The 25,815-nt window shown below is 47.6% G+C and carries 25 protein-coding genes and 1 pseudogene; 5 read left to right on the top strand and 21 right to left on the bottom strand.

Annotation, left to right across the window (positions count from 1 at the left end):
* The first annotated feature begins 9 nt into the window (after positions 1–9).
* The 4 genes from MHB49_RS12835 (at position 10) to MHB49_RS12820 (ending at position 3,973) form a co-directional block, all read left to right on the top strand.
* Positions 10–2,100, top strand: a complete 2,091-nt coding sequence (locus MHB49_RS12835; protein WP_405156349.1) for an ABC transporter ATP-binding protein — start codon at positions 10–12, stop codon at positions 2,098–2,100.
* Positions 2,101–2,302: 202 nt separating this feature from the next.
* Entirely contained in the window at positions 2,303–2,986 is a 684-nt protein-coding gene (locus MHB49_RS12830; protein ID WP_405156348.1) for a TetR/AcrR family transcriptional regulator, read from the top strand.
* A gap of 5 nt (positions 2,987–2,991) precedes the next feature.
* A complete protein-coding gene (locus tag MHB49_RS12825; protein WP_405156347.1) occupies positions 2,992–3,786 on the top strand; it encodes a DUF4097 family beta strand repeat-containing protein in 795 nt (264 codons plus the stop codon).
* A 13-nt stretch (positions 3,787–3,799) separates the two neighbouring features.
* The gene (locus MHB49_RS12820; protein WP_405156346.1) at positions 3,800–3,973 is read left to right on the top strand and encodes a hypothetical protein; all 174 of its coding nucleotides are present in this window, start codon (positions 3,800–3,802) and stop codon (positions 3,971–3,973) included.
* A gap of 47 nt (positions 3,974–4,020) precedes the next feature.
* On the opposite strand, the gene MHB49_RS12815 is transcribed toward MHB49_RS12820, so the two are convergent.
* From MHB49_RS12815 to MHB49_RS12785, 7 genes and pseudogenes are all read right to left on the bottom strand, one after another.
* Positions 4,021–4,668 carry a YdcF family protein gene (locus MHB49_RS12815; protein ID WP_405157118.1) on the bottom strand — a complete coding sequence of 216 codons (648 nt, stop codon included), beginning with the start codon at positions 4,666–4,668 and terminating at the stop codon, positions 4,021–4,023.
* Complete coding sequence (locus tag MHB49_RS12810; protein WP_247902229.1) at positions 4,668–5,219, bottom strand: hypothetical protein; 552 nt, start codon at positions 5,217–5,219, stop codon at positions 4,668–4,670. Before MHB49_RS12810 ends, MHB49_RS12815 begins: the two co-directional genes overlap by 1 nt.
* A gap of 101 nt (positions 5,220–5,320) precedes the next feature.
* Positions 5,321–6,031 (bottom strand): hypothetical protein, encoded by a 711-nt coding sequence (locus MHB49_RS12805; RefSeq protein ID WP_405156345.1) that lies wholly within the window; start codon positions 6,029–6,031, stop codon positions 5,321–5,323.
* Positions 6,028–7,077, bottom strand: coding sequence for an ATP-binding cassette domain-containing protein (locus MHB49_RS12800; protein ID WP_405156344.1), 1,050 nt, complete (start codon positions 7,075–7,077; stop codon positions 6,028–6,030). The genes MHB49_RS12805 and MHB49_RS12800 overlap by 4 nt, the downstream gene beginning before the upstream one ends.
* A gap of 4 nt (positions 7,078–7,081) precedes the next feature.
* Entirely contained in the window at positions 7,082–8,815 is a 1,734-nt protein-coding gene (gene argS / locus MHB49_RS12795; protein WP_405156343.1) for an arginine--tRNA ligase, read from the bottom strand.
* Positions 8,816–9,419: 604 nt separating this feature from the next.
* Positions 9,420–9,755 (bottom strand): four-helix bundle copper-binding protein, encoded by a 336-nt coding sequence (locus MHB49_RS12790; RefSeq protein WP_247902225.1) that lies wholly within the window; start codon positions 9,753–9,755, stop codon positions 9,420–9,422.
* Between the two features lie 68 nt (positions 9,756–9,823).
* Positions 9,824–10,973: pseudogene (locus MHB49_RS12785) on the bottom strand (CobW family GTP-binding protein).
* 168 nt (positions 10,974–11,141) lie between these two features.
* Here MHB49_RS12785 and MHB49_RS12780 point away from each other — a divergent pair.
* Positions 11,142–11,660 (top strand): molybdenum cofactor biosynthesis protein B, encoded by a 519-nt coding sequence (locus MHB49_RS12780; protein WP_405156342.1) that lies wholly within the window; start codon positions 11,142–11,144, stop codon positions 11,658–11,660.
* Between the two features lie 40 nt (positions 11,661–11,700).
* On the opposite strand, the gene MHB49_RS12775 is transcribed toward MHB49_RS12780, so the two are convergent.
* The 14 genes from MHB49_RS12775 to rny form a co-directional block, all read right to left on the bottom strand.
* Positions 11,701–12,255, bottom strand: coding sequence for a hypothetical protein (locus MHB49_RS12775; protein WP_405156341.1), 555 nt, complete (start codon positions 12,253–12,255; stop codon positions 11,701–11,703).
* Positions 12,256–12,329: 74 nt separating this feature from the next.
* Complete coding sequence (locus tag MHB49_RS12770) at positions 12,330–13,349, bottom strand: acryloyl-CoA reductase (protein WP_405156340.1); 1,020 nt, start codon at positions 13,347–13,349, stop codon at positions 12,330–12,332.
* A gap of 95 nt (positions 13,350–13,444) precedes the next feature.
* The gene (locus MHB49_RS12765; protein WP_405156339.1) at positions 13,445–14,098 is read right to left on the bottom strand and encodes a hypothetical protein; all 654 of its coding nucleotides are present in this window, start codon (positions 14,096–14,098) and stop codon (positions 13,445–13,447) included.
* 307 nt (positions 14,099–14,405) lie between these two features.
* On the bottom strand, positions 14,406–15,860 hold the full coding sequence (locus MHB49_RS12760; protein ID WP_405156338.1) for a nicotinate phosphoribosyltransferase: 1,455 nt from the start codon (positions 15,858–15,860) through the stop codon (positions 14,406–14,408).
* 201 nt (positions 15,861–16,061) lie between these two features.
* Entirely contained in the window at positions 16,062–16,631 is a 570-nt protein-coding gene (locus MHB49_RS12755; protein ID WP_405156337.1) for a cysteine hydrolase family protein, read from the bottom strand.
* 65 nt (positions 16,632–16,696) lie between these two features.
* Positions 16,697–17,500, bottom strand: coding sequence for an NUDIX domain-containing protein (locus MHB49_RS12750; protein ID WP_062326181.1), 804 nt, complete (start codon positions 17,498–17,500; stop codon positions 16,697–16,699).
* Positions 17,501–17,558: 58 nt separating this feature from the next.
* On the bottom strand, positions 17,559–17,984 hold the full coding sequence (locus tag MHB49_RS12745) for a PaaI family thioesterase (protein WP_247902218.1): 426 nt from the start codon (positions 17,982–17,984) through the stop codon (positions 17,559–17,561).
* Between the two features lie 304 nt (positions 17,985–18,288).
* Positions 18,289–18,753 carry a RicAFT regulatory complex protein RicA family protein gene (locus MHB49_RS12740; protein WP_405156336.1) on the bottom strand — a complete coding sequence of 155 codons (465 nt, stop codon included), beginning with the start codon at positions 18,751–18,753 and terminating at the stop codon, positions 18,289–18,291.
* Positions 18,754–19,005: 252 nt separating this feature from the next.
* On the bottom strand, positions 19,006–20,562 hold the full coding sequence (miaB, locus tag MHB49_RS12735; protein WP_405156335.1) for a tRNA (N6-isopentenyl adenosine(37)-C2)-methylthiotransferase MiaB: 1,557 nt from the start codon (positions 20,560–20,562) through the stop codon (positions 19,006–19,008).
* 310 nt (positions 20,563–20,872) lie between these two features.
* Entirely contained in the window at positions 20,873–21,445 is a 573-nt protein-coding gene (pduL, locus tag MHB49_RS12730; RefSeq protein ID WP_247902215.1) for a phosphate propanoyltransferase, read from the bottom strand.
* A 239-nt stretch (positions 21,446–21,684) separates the two neighbouring features.
* A complete protein-coding gene (locus MHB49_RS12725) occupies positions 21,685–22,671 on the bottom strand; it encodes a dipeptidase (protein WP_405156334.1) in 987 nt (328 codons plus the stop codon).
* Positions 22,672–22,762: 91 nt separating this feature from the next.
* On the bottom strand, positions 22,763–23,023 hold the full coding sequence (locus tag MHB49_RS12720) for a stage V sporulation protein S (protein WP_019005392.1): 261 nt from the start codon (positions 23,021–23,023) through the stop codon (positions 22,763–22,765).
* 117 nt (positions 23,024–23,140) lie between these two features.
* On the bottom strand, positions 23,141–23,935 hold the full coding sequence (locus tag MHB49_RS12715) for a TIGR00282 family metallophosphoesterase (protein WP_024630289.1): 795 nt from the start codon (positions 23,933–23,935) through the stop codon (positions 23,141–23,143).
* 162 nt (positions 23,936–24,097) lie between these two features.
* Complete coding sequence (gene rny, locus MHB49_RS12710) at positions 24,098–25,642, bottom strand: ribonuclease Y (RefSeq protein WP_247902213.1); 1,545 nt, start codon at positions 25,640–25,642, stop codon at positions 24,098–24,100.
* Between the last annotated feature and the right edge of the window lie 173 nt (positions 25,643–25,815).

Here is a 25,815-nt window from a genome sequence, read left to right as displayed (position 1 = left end):
GTTAACGCTTTGAAGTCTAATACAGGCAAACGGCTGCTTCAATACGCCCTAAAAGCCAAAGGCACATTTATTGCCGCTTTAATTATGCTTACAATCGGAGTTGCGGCTGAGCTTGCCGGCCCTTTCATCGCCAAGTCCATGATCGACAATCATTTGCTCGCCATTGAGCAGCCTTTCTATGAGACCACAGCTTCAAGCGAAGCGGCAGTCTACAATGGAAAGAACTATAAACGTGAAGGTCGGTTTGAAGCGGATGAAACGAAAGGTTCCGAAGTACGCGTACTGCAAGCCGGAAAAAGTTTTTATTTTGTGAATGAACCCGTTAGTGCCCCCGATGGGGATCGAACCTATGCAGACGGAACACTGACGGTTACACGCGCAGGCGAAGTAACGGGTCAATATGCGGCGGTTCCTTTATCCGCTGGTGAACTCTTTGCCTTTTACAAACCGGAAATGCCAAGCATCTATCAATTGATTGTGTATTACATGATCTTCCTTGTCATCTCGGTCATTATGGAGTTTGGTAAGACTTACTGGCTGCAATCCTCTGCCAACAAAGTCATTCAAAGACTTCGCAACGATGTGTATGCACACATCCAGCGATTACCGGTACACTTTTTCGATAACCTTCCTGCAGGTAAAGTGGTCTCCCGGGTCACCAACGATACGGAAGCCGTCAAGGATTTGTTCGTTGCGGTTCTGTCCAACTTTTTCTCAGGCATCATTACGATTACCGGAGTGTACGTTGCGCTTTTCCTGCTGGATTTCCGCCTCGGATTGATCTCGCTGTTCGTTGTCCCGATGCTGGTTCTGTGGATTGTGCTCTATCGTAAAATCGCTACTCGTTACAACACCATTATTCGTTCACGCCTGAGCGAGATTAATGCCATTATTAACGAATCCATTCAGGGGATGTCCATTATCCGGGTATTCCGTCATCAGAAACAGACCAAGCAGGAATTCGAGGATCTGAATGATGATTATATGAAACACCAGAATAAAATGCTCAACCTGAACGCTTTTACCTCACACAACCTGGTTAACGTTCTGCGGAATATCGCTTTTGCAGTTGTGCTGTGGTACTTCGGTTCCGGTGTGCTCGGAGGCACAAGTATCATCTCACTGGGTGTGCTGTATGCATTCGTTGACGTTCTCGGACGTCTGTTCCAGCCGATTACAGGTATGGTGAACCAACTCGCGAACCTGGATTCCTCTATGGTATCCGCCGGACGTGTATTTGAACTGATGGATGAGAAAGGTGAACCGGTAACCGATGGCTCGATGCCGAGGTACAAAGGAAATGTCGTGTTTGACGATGTATCCTTTGCCTACAAAAAAGATTATGTGCTGAACAACATCTCGTTCAAAGCCTCACAAGGTCAAACGGTCGCCCTGGTGGGCCATACCGGTTCCGGTAAAAGCTCGATCATCAACTTGCTGTTCCGGTTCTATGATCCACAGAAAGGCAAGATCACGATTGACGGTCAGAACGTCAAGGATCTGCCTAAACAGTGGATTCGCGAACATATGGGCATTGTATTACAAGATCCGTACCTTTTCACGGGTACCGTGGCTTCCAATGTCAGTCTCGGAGATGAACAGATTACGCGTGCACAGATTGAACAGGCGCTGCGCGACGTGGGTGCAGAGCGAATTCTCGCCCATCTTCCGCAAGGATTCGACGAGCCGGTTATCGAAAAGGGAAGCACATTATCTGCCGGACAACGGCAATTGATCTCCTTTGCTCGTGCACTGGCCTTCGATCCAGCGATCCTGATTCTCGATGAAGCTACGGCGAATATTGATACCGAAACTGAAGCCTTAATTCAAAATGCGCTCGAAGTCCTCAAAAAAGGACGGACCACCTTCATCATCGCCCACCGTCTGTCCACCATTCGTTCAGCAGACCAGATTCTGGTCCTGCATCGCGGACGGATCGTTGAACAAGGTGCTCATGATGAACTGATGGAACTTAAGGGACGCTATTATCAGATGTATCAGCTGCAGCAAGGTGCTCAAGCAGCACCCGGTACGAATGGAAGCAGCCCACTCGGCGAGGCCATTCGTACCACGACCTCCTTTGCAGGAGGCGGCGTTTAAGTAGTAAGGGGATATATGTAAATACACTTCAACCACCAAACCGATATGCCCGCAGACCTCTTGGTCTATAGGCATATCGGTTTTTTATTTTTAGATTTTCTTTCATGTATTCAGCTCATCTGATTTCCTCTTATTGACAATGGAAACATCTCTCTGTATCATACATACCAACGGTCGGTATCTAAATTATAAGGAGGTTATTATGGCCAGAAACAAGCACCCTGAACAGACTGTACAACAGATTCTGAACGTCGCTGCGCAGTTGTTCACAGATAAAGGATTTGAAAAGACGAGTATCCAGGACATCATTGTTGCCCTAGGCATGTCCAAGGGAGCAGTGTATCATCACTTTAGATCTAAAGAGGAAATACTGGACGCGGTCATGGAACAACAGTTCAACTATTCCGCCCAGATGCTGGACCAATTAGTTACAAATACATCGACCTCACCAGCACGTGAGAAGTTAGTTCAGATTTTGGAGTATGTCGTCTCTGATCAACAGGCCCATTCCCTGGATCACGTACTTCGAACCCAGATCAAAAATCCAGTGTTCATTGTACGAGGGATTCAACAAGCTGTTCGAATTGATGCACCGGTGATTGCAGCGATTTTGCGTGAAGGCATTACAGATGGATCTATCCATACCGAGGATCCCGAAGCTTGTGCAGAAGTATTCATGATGCTGGTCAATATATGGATTAATCCAACACTGTTCGGCCGCAATTCGAGCGAAACAAAGCAACGTCTTTATTTTTTACAGCGGTTGATGAACATGCTTGGTGCCGATATTGTGAGTGATTCACTAATTGAACGTATTCTAGACCAACATGCAGCCATGGGTGCTTATCCTATTTTGAATGAAGACGATAACAGAAATGAGGGATAGCCCATTTGAAACCTAATGGACATGTGATTTGCAAAGAATGGTTGTCCGAAGAACCCCTTCTCGCCCTTTCTCTGGAATGGATGCAAGGTGAAGTGCATATTAGCCGGGGCACAGAAGCGGTTATCCGTGTTACTCAATGGGGATCCGCCCGTTTTCCAAGAACTCGATGTTTTGAAGCTAACGTCAACCATGGTTTATTACATCTGATCGATGGACGAAAACATGCTTTTCCTCTGGGCATTAACTTTCACCGCACATCGCTCCACATTGTACTGCCGCCTGCGGTCTTGAAAAGGCTGTCGATCAACGGAGTTGGTTCCCACTTTCTTGTTGATAACGTTTCTTCGGAACAATGGGATTGTGACTGTACATCAGGTAAGCTCAACTTAACTGGTCATGCCAAGCATATCCGTCTACGATCAGTGGGTAGTCGAGTTAAAGCAACAGACCTCCATGCAGAACATATGCAACTGCAATCCACTTCTTCACCTGTTCAGTTATCCGGTCAGTTCACCCATATTCAATCCAAAGTGACAGGCAGCAAACTCACCGTTCACTCCTCAACGATGCTTCAGTCTCTGGATAGTCGCTCCACAGGTTGTAACGTTGAAGTGCACATCCCAGCAGATAACGATGGATTCAAGTTAGACTTCAAGCAGACCGGGGGCCGATTCAGCAGTGATCTTCCGCTTCAATCCATTCATAATCAACATACGTATCGTAACGGTACTTATCCATTTCAAGCAGAAGTCAGAGGTGGGAAGCTCACCATAGGGAGCTCTTTATACCATTCCACATAGAGGAGGTAAACATATGAGCATCGGCTGGATCGTTGGCAGCAGCTTGGCTACCGTGGTATTACTTGCGGGGATTATCAGTTTGTTCATCAGCATGCGCAAAAGCAATCATCGGCGCTGGCCTTGGTGGTTCATCGGTTTTGGAGTGGCCGCACTGGTTAGTGCAGCGATTAATTATCCCGGAACATAGTAACGCCGGGTCAACATGCGCAAAAAAAAGACAATCGCGCAGTCCAGTCACTTTCCGTGCTGCTGCGGATTGTCTATCCATCCTTTGACCATATATCCCATATATAATATTGTTTCTCTTGCCAGAAAAGGAAATTGACTGCGCCAGGTCCGGTAAGCTGTCGTTCGTGTTGGGGACGAAACAGCATCTATGCCGAGTCGGTTAGCAAGCTTCATCGCCCGTTTCATATGCAGTGGGTCACTTACAATGGTGTAGGTGTGAAATCCCGCCTGTTCCCCGACTCTTATCGAATTCACCAGATTCTCCTCCGTAATTCTTGATTCCGTCTCCATAAGAATATCTACCGGATCTACACCATGTGCAACAGCATAATCTCGTCCAACTTCGGCTTCGGTGCGCTCCCCTGCACTGCCGGAACCACCGGTAAAGAGCAGATGACTAATCGTCCCCTGGCGATATAATAAAATGGCGTGCTCAATACGTTCTCGAAATACGGGTGAAGGGTTATCCCCTTCTACGGCTGCACCGAGGATAATGGCTGCATCACTCTGTCTCGAGGATTCCTCATCAGTGTAAATCCAGATGAGCGAAGCCGTGGTTATTGTCCATAAACCCCCAAGCAACAGCAGCGATGCAATGGAGATTAACAGCCAGTGTCTGCTTTTTATTTTACGTATTCGGGACTTGCCTTCCATCACAATGACTCATCCTCTTCCAGTGCCCGTGCGTGCATACTCTCTGCATGCATACGTTCGAGTGTGTGCAATGCTGCTGCGGATTCGGCACCAAGTCCCAACTCTGCAATCCAGGCACCTGCGTACTGCTGAAGACTAATCTCCAGTTCCTGTGCACGGTCTTTAAAATCTTCCAGTTCCTTGATCATGCGTGATCGTCCTTCAGGACTGAATGTCTCATGGATTCGTTCCTTGAAATAGTGATGTACAATGCTGTTACGCTGCTTCCATAGTTCATTCAACTGACGAGTCTCTTCCTCCGAAAAAGTAAAATGATGACGCACCTCATGAATGAGTTGTCCGAGTGAACTGCTCATCTTGCGTTCATACAGATCTTCCAGATCCTCTTCGGATACAACCTTGCCCTGAGACATTTTCATTAATAAAATCAGATTGACCAATTGCTGTTCAAGCGCCTGTCCATAATATACAGCCAATCCGTAATAGGCAAACAATTCCCTGGAGTGTTCGCTGTCCAGCATGTCGCCATGCTGCATGTCTGTATTTTGCATACGCGAGCGCCCCCTTTATCTCCGTACATTACTTACCATCCAACGTCCTTCTATGGTAACGAAACACAGATCAACATTCAAGTTATACACAGTAATGACATCTAACTCCGCAAATCCCTTCTTCCCGATATCCATATATGAATGATGAGTAGAACGATGGCGTAGAGTATAGCCCATACTTCCGTCAGAATAACAGCCCCCAACTTTGATTGTTCATATAACATCATCTCACGAACCGGATAAAATGCCGGGGGCAGAATCTTGACAAGCCACTGTATGGATTCAGGCAAACGTCCGCTTAATGAACCTTGGACTAATGATAGTAACAGTACAACAATGAACGGCGGCATACTGCGGCTGAGCATGGGAATGTATGATTTTTGAAAGAAAACACTAAGACTCAGACCCAGGAGCGACAACGCCAAATGTCCTGCCCATGCCATGATCCACTCCCCAGCACTCGGTAGTCTTCCAAACATGCCTGTAACAGCCGGATATAACACGGTAATTGCAGTCAGGCCAAACTGCATGATTAACGCACAGATCAATTGTGCAAGGACGACCTTGCGTTTGCCTCCTGCGTGTAGAACAAGCAATTGATACTGTCCCGAAGGTTCCGCATTCATTACCGTTAAACCCAGCCAAGCCGAACCAAAAAAGAGCAGCATGGCCGTAACGCTGTAACTGTCTGCAACCGGATTAGGTTTGTAGGAATAGATAAGCAGCATTGTAATGATATAAAAGATCACCGGCGCAACATATTTCTGTGAACGTATGTAATGCTTTAACAAATAGCGGGTCATGTAGATCATTGGAGGTTACCTCCTACCGTAGATCTGGAAGAAGAATGCTCTGCCAAATTCCTACTCACAGTCTCACCGGGATGCCGTCCCTCCATCAAATCTTCCATCTGTAATCGGCTCTTTTCCGGCTGCACAGACACGATGGAACCGCCCGCAGCCAGAATCATTCCAATAATCCGATCTGCCGAACTGCGTGACACTTTCCAATCCCATACCTCTCGCGCATCATCCGGACAAGCCATGCTGCGATGGCATGCAATGATTCCTGATTGCTGAGCAAGCAGCGCATCGATAACGGATTGTTCCTGCCCTTCCATCACACTTTGGATGCTCACAGCAGGCTCCCCAGCTTGCTGTAAATCTTCCTGATTCCAGCGACGCAGCACCGTTCCCTTCTGTAATACGATGACCTGATCCGCGAGACGTTCAATCAGCAATGGCTCATGGCAAGCTGTAACGATCTGACTGCCTTCCTTTTTCCACTGTCTGAGCAGATCTACCATTGCTTCCTGCGCCGGAACGTCCAGACCGGACAAGGGTTCATCAAGCAGTAATAACCCATCAGGTCCAGGCAGCAGAGCCTGAATCAAATTCACCTTCTGCAAAGTACCTTTGGACAGCTGTGGAAGGTTCTGATCCAGCGCCGCGCCCAAGAATAACAGCTCACTTAGTTCGCCTATCCGTTGACGCAATATCTCAGGACGTATGCCACGAATACGTCCCATTTCCCACAGATACTCTCTTGAAGTGAAAGGCAGGCGCGGCAGTCCATCCAGTGCATACATCATTCGTCCATGCATAGGCTTGCGCAGCGACCCTGAGTCAGGTAGTAACATGCCCGCCAGCACACGCAGCAATGTGCTTTTGCCTGAGCCATTCCTGCCCACCAGGACGATACACTTCCCCTGACCTACTTCCAGATGGATATCATTCAGTACGTGCACATTCCCAAGTCGTTTGCTCACCCGTTGAAGCGATATGATTTGTTCGCTTGAGTCTGCTGCTGCTTTTCCTGCTTTATCAAAGAATCCATTTGCCCTTGCCTTCCATCCCATGTAATCACATCCGTTCAGGAGCCTGAACCCCAAGTAAATATAGGCTGTAGGCAAGACGCTCCGCCGTACGCTCTGTTAGCGTCACCCGGAAGGGTTTTACGTCAGCCGACGCATCCGCAATCCGTTCCGCATGGTAAAAGCGGTTGAACGCTTGGGCAACATCTATCGCATATTTGGCAATAACCGAAGGCTCGTTGCGATGAATTGCTTTTTCCAGATACTGCGGGTAATCCGCCAGCAGTTTCAGCAATGCCCATGAAGTGTCACCAACCATGACCGACTTGTTTTCTGAGTTTGCCGCAGCATTGCTACCACTACTGTCATGGTCCAATTGGTTTTCATTTTCCACGCGCTCTGCCTCTGCTGCCTTCGCAAGCACACTCTTAATCCGAGCATGTGTGTATTGCACATAAGGTCCCGTCTCCCCTTCAAAGCTCACCGCATCTTCGAGCGAGAAGTCGACGTCATTCAACCGGTTGTTGCGCAGATCACCGAATACAATCGCACCCACACCAACCGCTTCCGCAGCCTCCTGCGAATTCGGCAGATTCGGATTTTTCTCCTGAATGATCTGTAATGCCCGAGCAACCGCCTCATCCAGTACCTCCTGCAAAAAGACAACTTTCCCCCGGCGGGTAGACATCTTCCGGCCTTCGAAACGCATCAAGCCAAACGGAATATGTTCACAAATCTCAGACCACGCATATCCCATCCGGGATAATACCGCAAATACCTGACGGAAATGAAGCTTCTGCTCACCCCCGACCACATACAGCATTTTATCCGCCTTCATCACATCATGACGATAAACGGCTGTTGCCAAATCCCGTGTTGGGTAGATGGTTGTTCCATCGGTTTTGATAATCAGGCAAGGTGGCATATTCTCCTCCTCCAAACGCACCACCAATGCGCCTTCGCTCTCTTCAAGCAATTCTTTGGCTTTCAGTTCTTCAACTATCGCGCCCATCTTGTCATTATAAAAGCTCTCACCCAGCGTATGGTCAAACTGAACATTCAGACGCTCGTACATCCGGTTAAATTCTTTCATGCTTACCTCTACAAAAAAGGTCCATAATCGCTGTGCCTCTTCATCCCCTTGCTCCAGCTTGCGGAACCAATCTCGTGCCTCGATCTCCAGAGATGGATCATTCTCCGCCTCATCGTGAAAGCGCACATACAGTTCCAACGATGTCCGAATCGGCTCAGCCTGTAAAGCTTCATCATTGCCCCAACGTTTGTACGCTGCAATCTGTTTGCCGAACTGCGTTCCCCAATCCCCCAAATGATTCACACTGACCGAAGTATAGCCTGCCTCGTTATATAATCGATACAATGCTGCCCCAATCACGGTGGAGCGCAGATGACCGATTCCGAATGGCTTGGCAATGTTAGGCGACGACATGTCGATCACAACACGTGCACCTGCCCCCAGCTGCAGCTTGCCAAATGTTTTATGTCCCAGTTCTTGCAGCAGCTTCGGCGCCAGTTCTTCCCGATTGAAACGTATATTTATATAGGGCCCTGCCGGTGAAGCATCCAACCCACTTGTCTGCAATTCGGCTGCAATATCAGCCGCGATGACCCCGGGTGCTTTCTTCAATGATTTGGCCAGAATAAAGCAGGGAAACGCCACATCCCCCATCTCCTCCTTTGGTGGAACCTCCAATAATCTCAATACCTCGTCTTGCTCCAAACCCGTTAGGGAAGCAAGTTGTGCTGCTGCCTGATTCATCAACATGTTGAACACTCCTATTCTTATCGTAATTAGCCATAGTAAATAAAAAAGCCCTCGTCTCTATATCAGAGACGAGAGCTGATCTTCACAGTTCCCGCGGTACCACTCTAGGTGAACAGACTGCAATGCACATTAAAGCACGTTACAGTCTGCTCCGCTCGGTGCGATTAACGGCCGCCTGCCGGATTGCCCTCTACTACCTGTTATGCATCCTCTCAAGGATGTAAACATTCCTTCGGACAACCATCTCACGGGTGCGCTTCACTCAGGTCATGTCATACCGGCTTCCACCTGCCCCGGCTCGCTGTCATGCATGGATTCTGGCTACTCTCCCGATCACAGATATTCATCGTTTCAATTCATTGCCATCATTATACAGATCACGCTCTGCTTTGGCAACCTGCCAATGTAGTACCAGCTGTCGATAGAGATGCTCACCGTCCAATGATGAGGATCAGTTACTATGCTGAACCATAAAAAATCCCCTCCAGCAGGCAACGTTGAAGTTCATCTATCCGATGTCCTTATTTCGTTGTCTGCTGTGAGGGGATTAGCCTGGCATCTTGTATTGCCAGGGCTTTTTATTTTCAATCCAATGGAGTTATATTTATGCTACCGCGGCCATCAGGCGGCAAGCCTCTGCACATTTGCGGCAGGCTTCCGCGCAAGCTTGGCAATGATCATGTTCATGTTTGCCACACTCAGCAGCACAAGCTTCACATGCTTTCACACACAGTTCGCAAATTTCTGCGATGAAATCACTTCCACGTGTCATGGCTTGAGCAGCAAAACTGCAAATTTCCGCACATTCCCGATCCAAACGAATGCAATCACGCAGCATCGCCAGATCATATTCTTTTAGACTCGATATGTAACATACGTTGCAAGCATTCATACATTCCAGGCAAGCATCGATACATTGTTGGTATTGTTGTTGTGTCATTTAAAGTTACCTCCCAGACTAAGTTTGCTATGCTTCTTAATACCCTGTCTGGAGGAACTTTGAATCATTTAAGACTGATTATTCGCCTCTAATTCCAGCAATTGGTGGCGAATGACCGACTGATCGAAATGTTCACCTATAAACACTGCTACGTTAGGCACGTCCCCTTGAGGCGTGATTTTCATATAATCCGATTCCCGGTAAGCATATTGGAACCAGAACCGACTGGACGTATCGCTAAAGGATAAAATCCCTTTTGCCCGGTACACGTCGCGCGGTAACTCGGCGATCAAACGCTCAAAGGCCTCGCTGTTCACTGGCTGGGTGAAATAGTGTGTATATACCATGACATGCTCATGCGAAGCATGGGGATGGACATGATTATGACTATGGTCGTGGTCATGAGGATGATCATGGACATTCCCCTGAGAATGTTGACGGTCTTTGTGATCATGATTCATATGCTCATGATGTTCATGTCCATGATCATGGCTGCATCCATGTTCTGCACAAGCCTCGGAATGCACGTGATGTTCCTGCTCTGCGTTTTTACTCGTTTCCTCAACAGATTGATAGGCATGCACATTGTCCCCGCTACGAAGCAGCACATCCATGTCGACCTCACACTTTACCGTAGGCAGTACCGGAGCGAAACCGTTCCAGCGTGCCAACAGGTCCTGCAGATCTGCCAACTGCTGCTCATTCACCCGGTCCGTTTTGTTCAGGAGAAGAACAGACGCACAACGAATCTGTTCCTGCATCAGCTTTAAAGGTCTGTCCCTTCTGCTCCTGGTACAGCCCTGACAGATGCGCGGCATCTACTACTGTAATCAGGCTTTTCAGCTCCAATCGCATATAGAGAGACGTTTCTGTTACTGCATCCAGAATCTCCATCGGGTTCGCCGCTCCCGTTGCTTCGATGATAATAACATCAGGTGATTCCTCCTGCACAAGATCCGCAAGTTGCAGCCCCAAGTCACCGCGCACGGTGCAACAGATACACCCTCCTAACATTTCCGTCATTGGCACGGAAGCATCCACAATCTGACCATCCAGATTCACTTCGCCCAATTCATTCATGACCACGGCGGGCCGAAGACCTTGTTGTTGCCAATGTTCAATCAATTGAACAAGCAGTGTCGTTTTGCCACTGCCCAAGAAGCCTGACAATATATATACAGGTATGGATGATTCATTTACTTTTAGTTCACTCACCATTGTTCACCTCTCTATTTGTCCAATGAAACTGGTTATCTCTATCCTAGCGAGTGTACACTATCCTGCAATCTTTGCGCAATCCTGACCTTCTCTTCTGTATACGTCCATTGCCTCTATCTACTGAATGGTCTATGCTATGAGGACATGTTGATTGAAGGAGGATGCGTTATGACCAATTCAGTGGAACAACATCGTCAGGAAGCCCCTGACACGGTATCCTGCTTGATTGTAACTGTATCGGATACCCGCACCAAGGATAACGATACAAGCGGACAGCTTATGCATAAGCTGCTGACTGAATCAGGCTACCAGATCGTTGATTATATTATTACACCGGATGAAACTGAAACGATTCGAAGCATCCTGCAGGATGCAGCCGTTCGTGACGATATCGAAGCCGTACTGCTCAGCGGCGGGACCGGAATAGCCCCCCGCGATACGACATATGAGGCAGTATCCTCTCTACTCGATAAGGAGCTTCCGGGCTTTGGAGAAATATTCCGTTTCCTCAGTTATACTGAGGATATCGGTTCTGCTGCCATTCTTAGCCGGGCGGTTGCCGGAACAATTGGGCGCACAGCCGTATTCTCCATGCCAGGCTCCAAGGGAGCGGTCAAACTGGCAATGGAAAAACTCATTTTGCCGGAACTTAGGCATGTTATGCGTGAAATATATAAACCCGTCTGAAAGATCAGACGGGTTTCCGGGTTTATTTTAGGCTAGTCCATTACTTCAGTTGCTCAAGCACATGCTGGAATATTTGCATGACCTCTTCTTCATAATCATCCTTTTCCCCACCGGAAGCCGTATACACGAGTGAGACGTACGCTTTGCAGCGAATCGTCGTTTTGCTAAGTCCATTTTCCACTACAGCCTCATCGCTCTCACGACCGTACATTTCCTTCATCCGGGCTACTCGCATGTGATCATCGCTGAAAATATGGACCTTAACAATGTGTCTTCCGCTTCCATTCAACAGGTACTTATAAGAGATTCCACCCTCATCATCATCTTCATACATATTGTTCATCAATTGGATGCCTTTAGCTGCAAAAGCGTCATTCAGCTCATGAATCAGTGGACCGTTTAACCCGTGGCCCTGGCTCTTTGCCCGAACTATGCCTTCATCCGTCGCTTGTCGGGTATAGATTTTTCGTTCCTGCTCAACATTGGATGCCGAACACGCCACTGCAGATATTGTACATAACACCACGATCATACTGAACAGAACAGACTTCACACGTCCAGATTTATGAGGAAATCCTTTTCCGTTAACACGCATACTCATCCTTCCTTTCCCGCCACATGCACGGTGACGCTCTCAGGTAGAGTTAGCATGTCTAGGAGAAAAGAATCTTATTCGGCAGGTATTTCCGACATCGTATTAACTACAGTGCGACCTACAGCACCACCCTTAAGAATCGTTTCAAGTGTCTGAGGAAGTTGTGCCCATGAGATTTCCTGAATCCCCAGCTCCAGTGCCCGATCCGGCTTCCATTCTCCGCCAAGCAGCTTCCATATCCGTTCCCGCCGTTCCATCGGGCAATAGACAGAATCAATCCCAATCAATTGAATCCCCCGCAAAATAAACGGAAATACGGTGGACTCGAACGCAGCCCCTCCGGTTAAGCCTGATACGGCGACAGCGCCTCCGTATTGAATCTGTTTCAGACGCTCGCCCAGTGCCGGACCTGCTGCCGGATCAATTACACCTGCCCAGAGCTGTTTGCCCATTGCTCCTTTGGCTGGCGCGTCCGCTTCTTCGCGTGAAATGACATGTGAGGCTCCCAGATTCTGAAGAAGCTGCTCCTGTTGATCTTTTTTGCCTGTACTTGCTGTCACTTCAAATCCCAGCTTCGCCAGAATAGCCACCGCCATACTGCCTACCCCTCCGGTAGCGCCCGTTACCAGAATATGGCCCATCTTCGGAGTCACTCCAGCCTGCAACAAAGCATCAACCGAAAGTGCTGCCGTAAACCCTGCCGTTCCAATCGCCATCGCTTCCTTTTCACTGAGTCCATGCGGCAGAGGAACAAGCCATTCACTTCGCAGACGTGCATATTGACTATATCCGCCAAAATGGGATACACCTGGCTCAAATCCCGTGCTGATTACCCGATCCCCCGGTGCAAACCGACCACTCACGGATTCCTCAACAATTCCTGCAAGGTCGATTCCAGGTACGATGGGATACTCACGCACCACACCGCCCTTTTCTATTGTGGCGAGTCCGTCTTTATAATTCACACTTGAATATTGAACCTGTAAGGTTACGTCACCATTTGGCAAATCCTCTTTTTTCAGCTGCTCCATAGCAGCCTTAACGCCACCCTGTTCTTCTTTACGTACGACATAGGCAGGAAAAGTATTTTTCATCGCTATCCTCTCCTCAAGTAATAAATTTACTTATTTTTCTATTCACATCATGAATTGTTCGCATTCAGATTAAACAAATACAAGGGTGACATCCGTCAAACCCACTCTCTCCTGCTGGTCATTAAATAGATGAGTGGGCCTATCAATGGGATTACCCCTGCAACGGCCCACCCGCGAAAACGACGATTGTCAGAAGCATCCCTGAACAATGCGATCAATGAAAGCAGCGTCAGGATGACGAAATCCATCGTCATAATATGTACAAAGGAAGACTCCCTGAACGCTTCCATGTATACATCCGGATGGCCTTGAGTCACTGCATAGAAGCCTGTGCCCAATGTAAGCAGCAAAAGAACTACATGGGTCAGCTTATGAGCTGCCACACGTCCAATACCTGATTCACGGTGACTGCCAAAGGAGAAGCGTTCGTATCTCGAACCTCTGTTCGTTGGCGAAGACCATGCAAAATACGGCAGCAACGCAAAGGCTCCCAAACCGAAAGACAGCAGTACAAACGGCCAAGCCGGTACACGAGTTCCTCTCGCTTTTGCCGACTTCCTGAACAGCAGACAAGCGAAAATTACCGGATAAATTCCAAGCCACGAAAATACGGTTAATAGCCAGGGTTCCTTGCTTTGCAGTGTAACCAGTTCCTTAAACACAGGGTCACTCCCAAGTGGCTGCCCAGGTACCCAGAACCATGCATAAGCAATGAAGGCCAGCCAGGTCAGTGCCAAAATCCATCTCATGGCTGCACCTCCTCTTTCATTCATCCCCGGCCTAGACGCAGTTGAAACAGACACAGAAACGGAACATGTCGAAAGGCAAGCTCGGAAAGATGCGGGATTTGACGTCTCCTGCGCTTTCCCGAGAAATAATTGCTTTATTTCCTAGTGAGCCTACGTCCGTTGGAAGATACAGTATACCTCAGTTCATATGCAGTCTGTCCATGATGTTTCACACACCCCGTCGTTCTGCTTGACACACAATGCTGAAAAGAGGATACCAAAAAGGCATAACCCGGTCTGCTTCCTTCCGGTTATGCCCTTAATTTGATTATTCTTCGGAAGATTGCACATGCTCAGCAATAAGCTTCTGCTTCATATTCCAGGCCGCAGGGCTGATATTTACACGGTAAATCTCAGGATTGAGTTTACGCAGATATTCCGGCCAGAAGAGATCCATCTGTTCGCGGTGATAACTGCGAATCTCATCCAGTGTAGGCAGTTCATATACTTTGCGCCCATTCACAAAGATCGGTTCCAGCATGTTCACTGCTTTGTAGCGGGTTACCGTCTTCTTCAGATAAGGGTGTAGCGGGTTGAACAGCTTGAGCGGCCCGCCCTGTAGCGGCTGCTCTTCTCCTGGATAGCAGATGTAATCTGCAATTGCCTTGCCATGTTTCGGATCAATGATCCGGAAGACTTCTTTTTTACCTGGTGTGGAGACTTTTTCGGGATTCGCTGAGATTTTGATCGTAGGCAGCATGGCCCCGTCCACTTCACGTTCCACCAATTTGTACACACCACCCAGAGATGGCTGGTCAGAAGCGGTAATTAGCTGTGTACCGACTCCCCATGTATCGATGCGAGCTCCTTGCGCTTTAAGGTTGAAAATCGTATTTTCATCCAAGTCGTTGGAGGCTACAATCTTGACGTAATCCAGTCCGGCGTCGTCCAGCATCTGCCGAGCTTGAATGGATAAATACGCAAGGTCACCGCTATCCAGACGAATCGCGTTCATCTTTTTGCCTTGGCTTTCCAGCTTCTTGGCAGTTTTGATTGCATGAGGAACACCGCTGTTCAATGTATCAAAGGTATCCACCAGTAGCGTCACTTGATCTGGCAGCACTTTGGCATAGACGTCAAACGCCTCCTGCTCACTCATAAAACTCTGCACCCATGAATGGGCATGTGTCCCTGCTGTCGGAATTCCGAAGCGCTCTCCGGCCAGCATATTCGACGTTGCATGGAATCCTGCCACATAGGAGGCTCGCGCTCCCCAAATGGCCGCGTCCGCTTCCTGTGCACGTCGTGTTCCGAATTCGAGCAGAGTGTCCTGATTTGCCACCTGTTTGATCCGGGAAGCCTTCGTTGCAATTAACGTCTGATAATTCATGAAGTTAAGGATCGCCGTCTCCACCAGTTGTGTCTCCATAATGGAGCCTTCTACCCGAATGAGCGGTTCGTCAGGAAAAACGATTGCCCCTTCCTTCATGGAATGAATTGTCCCCTGAAACGAAAACTGGAGTAACTCTTCCAGAAAGACCGGATCGTAATTCTCCTCTTGCCTGGACAAATATTTGATGTCCTCCATCGTAAACCGAAGCTGGCTAATATAATTCACAATGCGTTCCAACCCAGCAAATACAGCATATCCATTGCCAAAAGGAAGCTTGCGGAAATAGGCTTCAAACACCGCTTTCCGTTTGTGAGTTCCATTCACCCAGTGGGCGTACATCATATTGATTTGATATTTATCCGTATGTAAAGCCAGGCTAGTCGTCTGCATTTGTCTCATCCTCTCTGACTTCCGCTTGCGCCTGCAGGCCTAGCCTGCAGACACGGGTCAACATGTGGAGACTCGTTCCTCAATGATCCATGTTTCTGTCAATGTACCATTGCAAGAGTCTCCGGTTTATTTCATTCACCACATTCCCCAGCAACATAACACTTGTTCAGCAGCATATGCTGGTCGGGCTCACTGGTTCGTTTACAGGTTCAAGCCTGCGAGAACGGTATCGCTCGCCTTGACCACCTGAGCCCCAAGGCTGGAACGAAAATGTCCAAGCGCCCAATCATGTCCCGCTGGATTGAAGCTCGCTACGGCGTCTTCATATACCGTTATGTGAAAACCTTTATTATAAGCATCCACTGCCGTGTGCAGCACGCAAATATCCGTACATACACCGATCAGTGCAATGTCTGTTATTCCACGTTCACGCAACCGAAGCTCCAGATCCGTACCGCAGAATGCGCTGTATCTTGTTTTATCCATCCAGCGAATCTGAGATTCGCGTTCTTCCATAACCTGACCCAGACGGCCATAAAGCTGTCTTCCCTCTGTGCCCCTGATGTTATGAGGCGGAAAGAGCGCAGTCTCCGGATGGTAAGGATCGCTCTCTTCATGCAAATCCACAGCCATTACTACCTCATGGTTGTTTTTGCAATAAACCTCCGTTATCGCTGCAATCGTCTCCTCAATCTCCACAGCAGGCTGTCCTACAGGCAAAGAACCTGTCACAAAATCACGTGTAAAATCGATTACAATCAGTGCTTTCATCGTCCACACTCCCTTTTTTGAGAATAGGTTGATCCTGATTCAATCCATCATGATTCGCTTGCGAATTAAGTATAGATGGAAAGACGAGGTACAAGCTCGGTAAAACGGTATAACTGCGCTGGACGCTGTGAATATTGATTGGAGCTTAGCAGGTTGCCCTCCTCATCGCGAACCTCTTCTACAATACCTTTGCGGCTGCGTGTAGAAGTTATCTTCCGAATGAAATTCGGTTCCTCAAAGTCGGGTACAACACTCTGAATCACTTGGTATAACTCGCTTAGAGTAAAATCACGAGGCAGGAATTGTCGTGCAATCGTCGTTTCCAGCATTTGCTGCTGAATACGCCGGTATGCATCTTCTATAATCGTGCGGTGATCAAAGGCGAGCTCAAGTTCCTGCAATGCTTCCTGAATCGTAAACAACCCCACATCCTCAGCATCATCCGCCGCTTGACGGTGTTCCAGCATCCATTCCTCTACCAGCGCAAAAAACGCATGTGAGATAATCCATCCTCTGGGGTCACGCCCAGGCTGACTATATACATTCAAATACTCCAGATGTCCACCATCCACACCTGTCTCTTCCATCAACTCGCGCTTTGCAGCACCATAAATGGATTCATTTTCCTGACAAAATCCACCTGGCAACGCCCATCTTCCCGCAAAAGGCCAACCTTTACGTTTGATCAGCATGACCTTCAACTCCCGAATGGGGAGTGTCTTGGTTACCGTCTTGCGCTCCCGCTTGGTCAAGGTGAACATAACGATATCCGCAGGAACGCCATCGGGTGTACGATATTTCTTGGAACTATAGGCACGTGCTGCCTGTTCATCACTCTCAGCATTGAATTGTTCGTAGTTTTCGCTCATGGGCACCACCGACTATTTTCATTTTGATATTTTCATTATGACATAATAATATCTTTTGTCAACCTTGGGATTCCGTGTTTGGCTTTTTTGCTCCTGCTATACGGAATGTTGCAGTTGCCATACATCCCAGCGTACCTGATGCGTCACGTACCTCCGATTGTGTTGTCACACTACGACCAGCCTGATGCAGTATTGTGGACGTCACGATTAATTCCCCTTGTTTCATGGGTGCCAGGAAATGCACATTCAGGTTGGTCGTTACACAACTGTCTACTGCCATTGCGGCAGTAGCTACCATACCCATCGCCTGATCCATCAGGGAGGTCAGTACACCACCATGAATAATTCCCATGGAGTTGGTGTGGTGTTCGCCTGCTGTCAGCGCGATCTGTACTTCTTTCCCGTCCCCTTTAATAAACCGACAACCGAGAAAGCCCCAAAATCTTCCGTTTCCTTCTTCAACCATTTTGTCCAAAATACCCATTCTTCATTTCCCCTTTAGTACACTTTAAGTATAAAGCCCATGATGTATGTTGTTTCGGAAGATAAATTAGTTTCCAGCATTGATTCTTATCGTAGATGTTCCAGAGTGCTTCGTCATTATATAAAGCCTGCTCTTACCGGACAAGTCTTATCCAGTGGAGTTGCTAGGTACAGCCTATCACAACAAAGAACCCCACAGGATGGAGCTTTCGATAAGTGTCATGGTTTGGATCGGCCACTCTTTTTTCTCATGCTTCAGAGATGATCAAAAAAGGCGCGGACTGCGTCCGCACCCTTCCGTTTATTTACCCGCAGCTGGTCGGAGGTGAATCCGTACCTGCCTCCACGTTCACTTTCTCGGAGACGGTATCCCGAATTACAGAAATGACAAGCTGAAGCAAATAATTGATATCGCTCTGACTTTGCTGGAATTCCGTAACGAGTGGGATACCATCCAACTCTTCCTGCAAGTCCTCAATTTCCTGTTCAATTTTGCTGACCATGTCTGCATTTTTGAAGCTCTCAAAAGCAACGATCTCCTTTTGTTTCTTCTTAATCGTTGCAATCAATTGCTGGATGCGTTCATGATCCCGAATTTTGGACTCAGCCTGTTGGAACTGTTTTACTTCTTCGCTCGTTCCAAGCATATCAGCCAATTCTTTGGCTTTTCCCATAATGTCTTCGCGTATAACCAGATTGCGCGTATCGTAGGTAGGCATTCCATAATGGTTGTACTGCACTTCTTCCTGCGCCACTCGAAATCGCTCCATTCTATGAGATGATATAAGATGAAATACTCCATGTTGCACTAAGCTTAGTTGACGGCTTGAGTGACCGCTGCGGTTACGGATCGTTCTTTCGATCGCTGTTGTCACCAAATTTTTCTGATTGTAATTGTCCGTGGTTAAAATTTGGAGACAAAGGCGAACGCTTCGCTTCTACAGAATCGATTCCGTCACCTTCGCTACGCTAGGCCGTAATGCGCTAAGTGCAAAAGACATTCATCTTATTTGGTTTGTGTATTACTGATTGGCGGCTACTGGCTCTGTGAGCAGATTGCCCCGAATATAGAAAGTCATTGGATCGGTGATTTCCACATGTACAAAAGTACCGATCAATTCTTTAGGTCCTTCAAAGTGAACCAGTTTGTTGCTGCGTGTACGTCCTGCCAGAACATTGGAATTCCGTTTGCTCTCACCTTCAACAAGCACTTCAACAACCTTGCCGCGCTGCTTTTCATTGCTGCTATGGCTGTATGCGTTGATCGTCTCGTTCAAGCGTTTCAAACGTTCCTTCTTCACGTCCATCGGCACGTTATCCTCCATCACCGCAGCAGGTGTACCTTCACGCGGAGAGTAGATAAACGTATAGGCAAAGTCGTAGCCAACTTCCTTAACCAGTGACAGCGTTTCTTCAAACTGTTCTTCCGTCTCACCCGGGAAACCAACGATAATATCAGTGGTTAACACGACATTTGGAATTGCAGTTTTAATTTTGTCAGCAAGCTTCAGGTAGTGTTCCCGACTGTACTTACGGCTCATACGTTTCAGCACTTCCGTGCTGCCAGATTGCACGGGCAGATGGATGTGCTCCACCAGGTTCCCGCCCTTCGCAAGCACCTCAATCAGATGATCATCGAAGTCACGTGGATGACTGGTTGTAAACCGAACCCGTGGAATATCAATTTTGCGAATCTCATCCATCAGGTCACCGAAGCTGTACTTCAGATCCGTGAAGTCCTTACCATAAGCATTGACGTTCTGGCCAAGCAATGTGATTTCCTTGAAGCCTTGTCTTGCAAGTTCACGAACTTCGGCAATGACATCTTCAGGACGTCGACTGCGCTCTTTCCCCCGTGTGAACGGGACGATGCAATATGTACAGAACTTGTCGCAACCATACATAATGTTTACCCAGCCGCGCATGCCCTCACGTTTTTTCGGCAGGTTCTCAATGATATCGCCTTCCTTGGACCATACCTCGACAACCATTTCTTTACTGAACAGTGCTTCTTGAATCAGATGTGGAAGCCGATGCACATTGTGTGTACCAAAAATCATATCCACAAAGCCATGCTTCTGCATAATCCGGTTCACGACGCCTTCTTCCTGCGACATGCAGCCACATACACCCAACAATAAGCCTGGACGTTCGGTTTTCAGGGTTTTCAGATGACCCAACTCACCGAACACTTTATCTTCCGCATTTTCCCGAATCGCACAGGTGTTTAACAAGATGATATCTGCCTCTTTGCGATCCTCGGTAGCCTGATATCCCATTGATTCAAGCAGTCCCTTAATGGTCTCTGAATCATGCTCGTTCATCTGACATCCATACGTATATACGATATAGTGTTTGCCTTTCCCCACGTTTTTCAGTTCATCGGGGACGGCTGTTTCGTAAAGCACCTGAACGTCTTCCTTGCCCCGCTGTTTCTCCTGACGATGATTGGGTTCGGACTTGATATTAATCTCCCGACCCCGGATTCTTATCTTTTTGCTGAATTCATCTTGCGAAATTACTTTGGCATCGGAGAAATCAAAATATTGGGAGTAATCCTTTTTTGAGTCTTTAGCCATTTCCTTCGGTCACTCCTTACAGCCTCTATTAATAAAAAATCGTTATTTCATTTTGTTTCACATGATTTGCACGCTTTATACATCAAAAGAGCATTACAGCAAATTATAACATGAATTGGGCTGTAGTTCCACATCCAAAGCCACTGCCCTTTCGCCTATCCCGAAATCTGCGCAGGTCAGCTGAACAACCCGAAAACACACAAAAACCTGAGAGATCCTCAGGTCGGAATGTAACGACGCTGTGGATATACTCAGGTTTATACGTTCATTCAAACCGTCAGAATCACGGCTGAAGATTGTTCCAATGTGATTAGTCGATAATTTCAGCAGTATCGCCGGTACGAGCTCCGGCTGCATTAGCTTCATCTGTATCAATATGCATGTCCAGTGCAAAGGAATCCGACACACGAGCCAGTACATTTTCCAGTACCAGACCTCGGTCTCCACCCAGGCGAACTTTCAGCATTTGTTTGTCTTCAATACCCCATTTGGCAGCATCCGAAGTATGGAAGTGGATGTGACGAGCAGCAACGATAACACCTTTATCAATGGTTACTTCGCCAGCAGGTCCTTTAATGGTGATACCTGGAGTACCTTCGATGCTACCGGATTCACGTACAGGTGCCTTAACACCAATAGCGAAAGAGTCTGTCATCGAGATTTCCAGTTGTGTTTCTGGACGAACAGGTCCAAGAATACGCACTTTATCAAACTGTCCTTTCGAACCAATAACCGCTACAGTTTCATTAGCAGCATATTGTCCTGGTTGAGACAGAGGTTTAAACTCAGTCAATTCGTAGCCTTTACCAAACAAAATTTCAACGTGCTCTTGAGATACATGAATGTGACGGGCAGATACGCCCACAGGTACTGTTTTGCTCATTGTGAATTTCACTCCTTGTTTATCTATGGCCTGCCTGTAGACAGGCTCTTAACAATCCTATGGTATTATACCCCTTTTTGAAGTGAAATGAAAACGAACTGCTGAAAATTCATGAAATACACTTATTTTGCAATCATCAATCCTTTATAGTTGGTAAATAAATCTTGAACATGGATGATTTCGCTTTTACCCCTTTTTTCAGAAAACTCTTCAACAGACGCTTCGAGAGACCTAAAGCTTCATCCTTTCGAATGTTCCGTCTTCCCATTTTTCTCCGGCAAATTCTCTTCCAAATAGCTCATGGCATTGCCCCACATCCAACCCTGAACCAGTGATTCATCGTAATGCTTGAGCAGCGTGTTGATCAGCTTCGGATATTGCCCGGTATGTTCAAGTTCATGGATATACGTTGAAATGCCGTCAAAATCAGACCCCATCATCAGATGATGCTCCCCTCCCAGGGAACATATCCGCTCAATATGAGGCAACAGATCTTCAATACGTACTTCACCTTCCTGTTTCACGAACCAGGGTACAAACGTCAGACCAATGCGCCCTTCCCGGGCAATAATGGCCCGAATCTGATCATCCTTCAGATTACGCACATGCGGGCATATAGCGTAACTGTTGGAATGCGAAGCGATAAAAGGCCGTTCACTAAGATCGGCAAGTTCCCAGAAGCCTTTCTCGGTCAGATGTGACACATCCAGCAGCATGCCAATTTGGTTACAAAGGTGAACCAGCCCCCTGCCCTTCTCCGTAAGGCCCGCCCCACGTTTCTCCAGTACACCATCAGCTGCCCAATTCGCATAGTTCCATGTAAGCCCAACGATCCGCACTCCCATTTGATAACATAACTCCAGATAAAAGAGGTTGCCTTCCAGTCCATCGACACCTTCAAGAGTAAGCAGTCCCCATGGTCTGTCCGTCTGCCCGATCTGCGTAAGCTGTTCCCGCCATAACAATGTATGTGTACCTTCAGATTGTTTTTTGGTTATCTCCACACGCTTGCGGTAGATGTCCAACTGCCCCATCACATGTTCAAACTTTCCTCTGCCAAGCACTTCGGGCAAATAGATAGCAAAGGCCTGTAAACCGATGTTACCTTCTTTCATGCGTCTCAGATTCACATCCAGCTGTGAAGCATTTTCAAATGAAAGGCTAGGATCCATAAGCATTTTACTCAAAGCATCACAATGAAAATCGGCTACTCGCCAGTTGTGCATCGCAATCTCTCCTTTTACCGGTTATGTTATGGAAAAAAACGCAAAAAAACCTGTCTACTTCGTAAACAGGTTCAATGCATAAATGCATGTATTATCTGGGCTCCACAATCAGCTTAATGGCCGTTCGGTCCTCGCCGTCAATCACAATGTCTGTAAAAGCTGGAATACAAATCAAGTCAACTCCGCTTGGTGCTACAAATCCCCGGGCTATCGCTACCGCTTTAATGGCTTGGTTCAGTGCTCCCGCTCCAATTGCCTGCAGTTCAGCATTTCCACGTTCACGAAGAACACCTGCAAGAGCGCCGGCTACGGAATTGGGATTGGACTTTGCTGAAACTTTTAATACTTCCATGGTAAGTACCTCCCTGGGAATGTTGAATGTTTGTTTCCACTTACTAGATGTTATTCGCGGGAGGCAAAAAAATTCCTTCTTTTTAGATGGGTTTCCCTGCAAAATGGGACAATACCCCTATTCCATGCGCCACTCGTCCTCCATCAGACGAATTTTCTCAATGCGCGTTGCAGCACCTGTAGCTTCATCAATCTCCACAAATACACCGTGGAAATGCCATTTGCCATCATCAACAACAAATCGTACCGGAAGCTGGGTATAGAACTTGCGAAGCACCGCTTCACGCTCCATGCCCAATATGCCGTCACGCGGCCCTACCATGCCCGCATCGGTTAAATACGCTGTTCCTCCTGGCAAAATGCGATCATCATTGCTCTGCACATGTGTATGTGTGCCTACGACCAGCGAAGCACGTCCATCTAAATGCCAGCCCATGGCAATCTTCTCTGATGTTGCTTCAGCATGCATATCGACCAGAATACATTTATGATCTTGACGCAGCTCATCCACAATTTCATCGGCAACACGGAATGGACAATCCAGAGCAGGCAGGAACGTCCGCCCTTGTAAGTTGACAATCGCCAGCTCCTTGCCTTCTCCTTTAACTACTGTATACCCCCGGCCTGGTGTTCCCGGCGGGAAATTCGCAGGGCGAATCATACGCGGCTCATCATCTATAAAATCAAATATGTCCTTATTGTCCCAGGTATGGTTACCAAGGGTGATGCCATGCACACCCCAGTTGAAAAATTCATTCGCAATTGCGCCGGTAATACCTCGACCTGCCGCTGCATTTTCACCATTTACAATGACCACATGTGGCTTATACTTCGTTTTGAGATAGGGCAGGTTTTCCTTCAATGCCTTACGCCCCACGTTCCCCACAATATCACCAATAAACAAAACTTTCATGTTACTGCCTCCTTAATCCCTACCAAGCCGCAGCTTTCTTCAAAACATCCGAAACTTCGCAGGACCTCTATCTCTTGCTCATCATTTTATTATGAAAATGCCTTTTAACAGGCTATCAACAGGAAAAGTGGCCCACTACTGCGGCCACTTTTCCGTAATGCTCTATTTTGCGTATTCAACCGCACGGGTTTCCCGGATGACGGTGACTTTGATGTGACCTGGATAATCGAGTTCATTCTCGATCATCTTCGTGATGTCACGCGCGAGGCGGAAGGCTTCAGCATCGTCGATTTTTTCAGGCTGTACCATAACACGAACTTCGCGTCCGGCCTGAATAGCGTACGATTTCTCGACACCTTCGAACGATTCCGAAATCTCTTCCAGCTTCTCCAGTCGCTTGATATACGTTTCCAGCGTTTCGCGGCGTGCGCCTGGTCTTGCTGCGGAGAGCGCATCTGCTGCGCCAACCAACATGGCAATAACCGAAGTCGCTTCGCAATCCCCGTGATGGGACGCGATACTGTTGATTACAACCGGATGTTCTTTGTATTTCTTCGCTAGTTCCACGCCGATTTCGACGTGTGATCCTTCCACTTCGTGATCCAGCGCTTTACCAATGTCATGCAATAGACCTGCACGTCTTGCCAGGGTTACGTCTTCTCCGAGTTCGCCAGCCATCAATCCAGCCAGATAAGCGACTTCCATCGAATGTTTCAAGACGTTTTGACCATAGCTTGTACGGAACTTCAACCGGCCCAGAATTTTAATCAAGTCCGGATGCAGACCATGCACGCCCACTTCAAAGGTAGCTTGCTCACCGTATTCACGGATACGCTCATCCACTTCTTTGCGGGATTTCTCCACCATCTCTTCAATCCGTGCCGGGTGAATACGTCCATCAGCCACCAGTTTTTCGAGGGCAGTACGGGCGATTTCACGGCGAATCGGGTCAAAGCCCGACAGAATAACAGCTTCTGGCGTATCATCGATAATGAGGTCAATCCCGGTAAGGGTTTCAAGCGCACGGATGTTACGTCCTTCACGACCGATAATCCGGCCTTTCATTTCTTCATTTGGCAAAGTAACAACGGATACCGTTGTCTCCGCCACGTGATCAGCCGCACAGCGTTGGATAGCGAGTGTAATAATCTCGCGGGACTTTTTGTCCGCCTCTTCCTTCGCTTGCTGTTCAATGTCCTTGATCATTTGAGCCGTCTCATGACGAACTTCCTGTTCTACGTTGGACAGTATGATACTGCGTGCGTCTTCCATGGTGAGGTTGGATATGCGCTCCAGCTCCGTCACCTGGTTTTTGTAGATCATCTCGATTTGCTGCTGTGTCTCATCAATTCGTTTCTCTTTGTTAGCCACTTGCTCTTCTTTGCGTTCGAGTGATTCCAATTTTTTATCCAGCGACTCTTCTTTTTGCAACAATCGTCTTTCTTGTCGTTGAATTTCGTTCCGACGTTCACGAGTGTCTTTTTCAGCTTCGGCGCGAATGCGATGAATTTCATCCTTCGCTTCCAGCACCGTTTCTTTCTTCAGTGCTTCTGCCTCTTTCTTCGCGTTCTCCACGATTTGTACGGCAGCTTCTTCCGCACTGGAGATCTTAGCTTCTGCAAGAGATTTGCGAATAAAATATCCTACTCCGAACCCAATGAATAGCGCGGCAACAACGAGAACGATCATGATTGCAGTAGTTGGCATACTGTTCACCTCCTCGTTGGTTCCTCCAAGGCATTCCTTGGGTCAATTTGCAGTTTTCAAACCTTACATATTTTTGGGAATAACGAATACTTACGGCGATCCCCCGCCGATTTTCATTTCAAGTGTACATGTCTCCACGCACTATCCGCCGTCTCCGACGAACCCATAATCAT

This window comes from Paenibacillus sp. FSL K6-0108 (assembly GCF_045040695.1).
Lineage (GTDB): Bacteria > Bacillota > Bacilli > Paenibacillales > Paenibacillaceae > Paenibacillus > Paenibacillus pabuli_B.
This window is presented reverse-complemented; position numbering and strand designations above follow the sequence as displayed.